Annotated in this window: 7 protein-coding genes; all 7 read left to right on the top strand. The window is 67.2% G+C overall.

The window, feature by feature from the left end; genetic code table 11:
- Positions 1–117 precede the first annotated feature (117 nt).
- The gene (locus AC2VOU_RS16030; protein WP_486958262.1) at positions 118–1065 is read left to right on the top strand and encodes an SDR family oxidoreductase; all 948 of its coding nucleotides are present in this window, start codon (positions 118–120) and stop codon (positions 1063–1065) included.
- Between the two features lie 13 nt (positions 1066–1078).
- Entirely contained in the window at positions 1079–1465 is a 387-nt protein-coding gene (locus AC2VOU_RS16025; RefSeq protein ID WP_486958261.1) for a VOC family protein, read from the top strand.
- 115 nt (positions 1466–1580) lie between these two features.
- Complete coding sequence (locus AC2VOU_RS16020) at positions 1581–2816, top strand: inorganic phosphate transporter (protein ID WP_486958260.1); 1236 nt, start codon at positions 1581–1583, stop codon at positions 2814–2816.
- Positions 2813–3136: a hypothetical protein gene (locus tag AC2VOU_RS16015; RefSeq protein ID WP_486958259.1), complete on the top strand. Its 324-nt coding sequence runs from the start codon at positions 2813–2815 to the stop codon at positions 3134–3136. Before AC2VOU_RS16020 ends, AC2VOU_RS16015 begins: the two co-directional genes overlap by 4 nt.
- Positions 3137–3195: 59 nt before the next feature.
- Positions 3196–3498: a DUF3349 domain-containing protein gene (locus tag AC2VOU_RS16010; protein WP_486958258.1), complete on the top strand. Its 303-nt coding sequence runs from the start codon at positions 3196–3198 to the stop codon at positions 3496–3498.
- Between the two features lie 47 nt (positions 3499–3545).
- The gene (gene menE / locus AC2VOU_RS16005) at positions 3546–4646 is read left to right on the top strand and encodes an o-succinylbenzoate--CoA ligase (RefSeq protein ID WP_486958263.1); all 1101 of its coding nucleotides are present in this window, start codon (positions 3546–3548) and stop codon (positions 4644–4646) included.
- Positions 4647–4757: 111 nt separating this feature from the next.
- On the top strand, positions 4758–5605 hold an 848-nt coding region (locus AC2VOU_RS16000; protein ID WP_486958257.1), incomplete at its 3' end, for an ion channel.

Here is a 5605-nt window from a genome sequence, read left to right as displayed (position 1 = left end):
ACCGTCGAGTTGTCGCGCGGAGGTGGGCACAATGTCCGGTCGTCTTCTGCCGGGACCGCTGTGGCGGACCTGATCTGGCGAGCTCTCGCGGAGCAGGCAAGCCCTAGACTGCCGACCGTGAGTAAGAACCCGCTTCGACGACTGGCCGAACAGATCACGTTGACCTCGATGCGCCCACCGCTGTTGCCACGTCTGCTGCCCAACCCGGGAGCTACGAAAATCGACCTGGCCGGCAAGCGTGTCGTACTCACCGGCGCCTCGTCCGGGATCGGCGAATGCGCCGCCGAGCAGTTCGCCCGCCGCGGCGCGACCGTGGTGGCGGTGGCGCGGCGCCAGGATCTGCTCGACGAGGTCGTCGCCCGGATCACCGCCAACGGCGGCGACGCGATCGCGATTCCCTGCGATCTGTCCGACCTGGACGCGGTCGACGCCCTGGTCGCCGACGTCGAGAAGCGTTTCGGTGGAGTGGACATCCTGGTCAACAACGCCGGGCGGTCGATCCGCCGGCCGTTGGCGGAGTCGCTGGATCGCTGGCACGACGTCGAGCGGACCATGGTGCTCAATTACTACTCGCCACTGCGGCTGATCCGCGGTATCGCGCCCGGGATGCTGCAGCGCGGCGACGGGCACATCATCAACGTCGCGACCTGGGGTGTGTTCAGCGAACCGTCGCCGCTGTTCGCGGTCTACAACGCCTCCAAGGCGGCCCTATCCGCGGTCAGCCGGGTGATCGAAACCGAGTGGGCGACAAAGGGTGTGCACTCGACCACGCTGTACTACCCGCTGGTTGCCACCCCGATGATCGCGCCGACCAAGGAGTACCAGGGGTTGCCGGCGCTGACCTCCGAGGAGGCAGCGGGCTGGATGATCACCGCCGCGCGCACCCGGCCGGTGCGGATCGCGCCGCGGATGGCGATCGCCGCGCAGGCCATCGACACCGTCGTGCCCGGCCTGACGACCACGGCGATCCGGCGGCAGCGACTCCAGCCAACGACGATGCAGAGCGCGAAGCGCGATGAGGAGAAGTCGGCTAACTTGACCGAGCCGAATAAACCCGAGGCGTGATAGACACGACGGCATGGAGATTCTCGCCAGCCGGATGCTGTTTCGGCCGGCGGATTACCAGCGGTCGCTGAGCTTCTATCGCGATCAGATCGGCCTGGCGATCTTTCGTGACTACGGCGCGGGCACCGTGTTCTTCGCCGGCCAGTCGCTGATCGAACTGGCCGGCCACGGAGCCCCCGACCATCGTGCGACGAGTTTCCCCGGCGCACTGTGGCTGCAGGTTCGTGACGTCGCCGCCACTCAAGCCGAACTGGAGAGCAGAGGCGTCGAGATCGCCCGCGAGGCCCGCCGGGAACCGTGGGGACTGCACGAGATGCATGTCAACGACCCAGACGGCGTTCTGCTGATTTTCGTCCAGATCCCGCCCGAGCATCCGCTGCGCCGCGACACCCGGGGTTAACGCCGCACGGTGCGAGGTTAACCGGAGAAGAACATCTGACTATAGTGCAGTTTGCCGTGGTCCACCGATACCGTTCTTTCGACAACCATGCCCGCCTGCCCTCAGAATTAGGCTCGTGACCCTTCAGCTGTTCCTTCTGATCATCGTTGTGATCACCGCCCTTGCTTTCGATTTCACGAACGGCTTCCACGACACCGCCAATGCCATGGCCACGTCTATCGCGAGTGGAGCACTCCAGCCGAAGACCGCAGTGACGCTGTCAGCCGTGCTGAACCTCGTGGGTGCGTTCCTGTCCACCGCGGTCGCCGGAACCATCGCAAGGAATCTTGTCGACGCTCACCTGGTAAAGCCCGATTTGATCTTCGCCGGACTCGTCGGCGGGATCGTCTGGAATCTGCTGACCTGGCTGTTGGGTATCCCGTCGAGCTCGTCACACGCTTTGGTCGGCGGCATCATCGGCGCCATGATCGCCGCGGTCGGCGGGCACGGAGTGATCTGGACCGGCGTCGTGTCGCTGGTGTTGATCCCGGCCCTGGTCTCGGTCATATTGGCCGGTGTCGTGGGTGCCTTCGGTACCTGGCTGGTCTACCGGTTAAACCGCGGCGTTCCCGAAGAGCGCAGCGAAGCGGCCTTCCGCCGTGGCCAGATCTTCTCGGCGTCGCTGGTCTCGCTGGCCCACGGCACCAACGACGCGCAGAAGACGATGGGGGTGATCTTCCTGGCCCTGATCTCCTACGGCGCAGTCAACCGGACGGAACACGTACCCCCGTTCTGGGTGATCCTGGCCTGCGCCTGCGCCATGGCTCTCGGGACCTACACCGGCGGCTGGCGGATCATCCGCACCATGGGCAAGGGCATCGTCGAGATCAAGTCGCCGCAGGGCATGGCCGCCGAATCCTCTTCTGCGGTAATTATTTTGCTGTCGGCCCACTTCGGCTACGCGCTGTCCACCACGCAGGTGGTCACCGGCTCCGTGCTCGGTAGCGGGGTCGGAAAGCCCGGCGCCGAGGTGCGCTGGAGCGTCGCAGGACGGATGGCCGCCGCCTGGCTGATCACCTTGCCGTCCGCCGGCCTGGTCGGTGCCATCACCTACGTCGTGGTGCACGGGATCGGCGGCTACCCCGGAGCGATCATCGGTTTCCTGGTACTGGTCGCGACGGCGACGGTGATCTATCTGCAGTCGCGCAAGGCCAAGGTCGATCACACCAACGTCAACGCCGAGTGGAAGGGCGACCTGACCGCCGGCCTCGAGGAGGACGGCCCGCTGGGTGCCGCCGGCGCTTCACCCCGCGACGGCGAGGCTGCCGGTGCCGCTGTGCACCCGGAGAGCAAGAAGGCGGGCACGCTGTGAGTCACTGGTTCAACTACGAAGCCTCGCTGAAGATCCTGCTGTTCGGTCTGTTACTGGGAAGTGGTCTGCCCGCGCTGTTCGCGCTGGCCGTGAAGGTGGGGGCTGCGGGCGCCGGCATCCACGGCGCCTCGGGCACCGCCGGCGGGCACAAGAACCCAGCGCTCACCAACCCAGCGCTCACCAACCCAGCGCTCACCGCGATCAGCTACGCGTTGTACGCGTTGGCGCTGACCGCGGTCGTCGTCGGCGTCCTGTTCATCGCTCGCGACGCCATCGGTGCATGGACCGGCGTTTACTTTCTCGGGGCCAAGCCCGCGTAGCATCGAAATCTGTTCTGAAGTGAGGCAGATCGACCGTCCGGCGGGGAAGTGCAATTACCGTGAATCGACTCCTGAGCTCGGTAGTCGCATGGCTGCGCGCGGGCTATCCGGAGGGCATCCCGCCGACTGACTACTTCCCGGTGCTCGCCCTGCTGTCGCGTCGGCTGTGCAACGACGAAATCAAGCTGGTAGCGGGCGAGTTGATGGATCGCGGCGACTTCGACCGCGTCGACATCGGCGTGCTGATCACCCAGATCACCGACGAGATGCCGTCGCTTGAGGATATCGAACGGGTGCAGAAGCGGTTGGCCGCCAAAGACTGGCCGCTGGAAGACGCCCGCGACGCCGAGGACACCGCATAGCCGTCCTGCGCGCGTTCGCCGTGGCGCGCGGTTCCTCGGCCGGCCCGCTGTTGGCGGCGCTGGAGCAAGTACTACACGGCACGGCGCCCGCGCTCGTCCCGATCGGCGCCGACGCCGACCGCTCGACGCTTGAAGCGCTGCGGGTGGGCGACGCCATCGACGACGACGTGGCGCTGGTGGCGACCACGTCGGGAACCACCGGCGTGCCCAAAGGCGCACTGCTCACCGCTGCGGCGTTGGCCGCCGGCGCGGTGGCCACCCACCAGCGACTGGGCGGGCCGGGCCGGTGGCTGCTGGCCCTGCCGTCGTACCACATCGCCGGTATCCAGGTGCTGACCCGCAGCCTGCTGACCGGCACCACACCCGTCGAGCTGGACGTCTCCAGCGGCTTCGATGTCGGCCAAGTGCCCTCTGCCGTAGCTGCCCTCGGCTCAGGTCGGCGATACACCTCGCTGGTCGCCACGCAACTGGCCAAGGCGCTGGGCGACCCCGCGGCCCGTGCCGCGCTGGGCGAATTGGACGCGGTGCTCATCGGCGGCGGCCCGTCCCCACCGCCGGTACTCGACGCGGCCGCGAGCTGCGGTGTCAACGTGGTCTGCACGTACGGGATGAGCGAGACCGCCGGCGGCTGCGTGTACGACGGCGTACCGCTCGACGGTGTCCAGGTGCGTATCGACGCCGGACGGATCGTGATCGGCGGCGCGACCCTGGCTAAGGGCTACCGCAACCCGCCCGACCCCGACCCGTTCGCCGAGGCCGGCTGGTTTCGCACCGATGACATTGGCGTCGTTGATAATTCCGGCGTACTCCGTGTGCTGGGCCGGATCGACGACGCGATCAGCACCGGCGGGTTGACGGTGCTGCCGCAGCCTGTCGAGGCGGTGTTGCGGACGCATCCCGCGGTGGTCGACTGCGCCGTGTTCGGGGTATCCGACCAGCGACTGGGCCAGCGGGTAGCGGCCGCCGTCGTGGTGGCCGACGCGGCCGCCCCACCGTCGCTCGAGGAGTTGCGGGCCCACGTGACGGTAACGCTGGACCACACCGCCGCGCCCCGTGAGCTGCACATCATGGACGCCCTGCCGCTGCGCGGCATCGGCAAAGTCGACCGGTCGGCGCTGGTCCGGCTGGCGGAAACCAACTCTTCCTGACGAAGCGGATGCGCCTCACTGGCCACAGCGGATGAGATAATGCCCCGGTGAACCCGACCAACGTCACCGAGCGTCCGGTGTCGTGCGGTCTCTCGAGCAACGGACGAGGCCATGCAGCGCACAATCATTGTCAGCGGTGACGATGCGTTGGCGAACACGATCGCCGACGAACTGAAAAGCGCCGGCGTGCGAGTGGTCCGGCTGTCCAATTCCGATCATTCCGAGGTCGGTGTCGCCCGCGAGCTCGTTCTCGCCGATATCTCTGAGGCGATGGCCGTCGTATGCGCCGGCAACGACGACGCAGTCAACCTCGAAATCGCCTTGCTCGCAAGGAAAGCCAACGCACATGTGCGCATCGTGTCGCGCGTGGCCAACGATGTGCTGCGGGAGGCCGTCGCCGCCGACAACGGGCCCGGCGCGATCCTCGACGTCGCCGATCTCGCCGCGCCGGCAGTCGTCGAAGCCTGCCTGTCGCAGGCCACCCACGACTTCGAGGCCGCCGGGCATAGGTTCGTCGTCTCGGGCAAGAGCGCCTCCCGCGACGCGACGCTGCGGGAACTCTACGGCGACCTGGCGCCGGTGGCGGTCATCCACGGCGAAAACGCACCCGACCCCGGGCACGTCGATATCTGCCCCGCCCGCGATCAGCGGGTGCGGGCCGGTGACTGGACGATGATGATCGGCACCGCGGAGGAGTTGGCCGCCCAGGGCATCAAAATTCGCCGCGCGACCCGGTCACGCTCGCACCGCAACGTGTTCCGGCGAGCGGTCGACGGCATTCGCGGTGTGATCAACGACTTCAACCCGACCTTCTACCCCGTCGCGGCCGCCACGTTTGCGGTCATGGTCACCGCCACGTTCGTGCTGCGATTCGGCTACCGACCGCCGCCCAAGATGGGCTGGGTGGATGCGTTCTATTTCACCGTCGAAACGATGACCACCACCGGCTACGGCGACTT

The organism is Mycobacterium sp. TH-M25, assembly GCF_057473665.1.
The sequence above is the reverse complement of the archived record's forward strand: the minus strand, read 5'-3'. Positions and strand labels throughout refer to the sequence as shown.

Excerpts from the sequence above, each read along its gene's own strand:
- AC2VOU_RS16025 (WP_486958261.1), top strand. The coding sequence starts at position 1,079 with ATGGAGATTCTCGCCAGCCGGATGCTGTTTCGGCCGGCGGATTACCAG.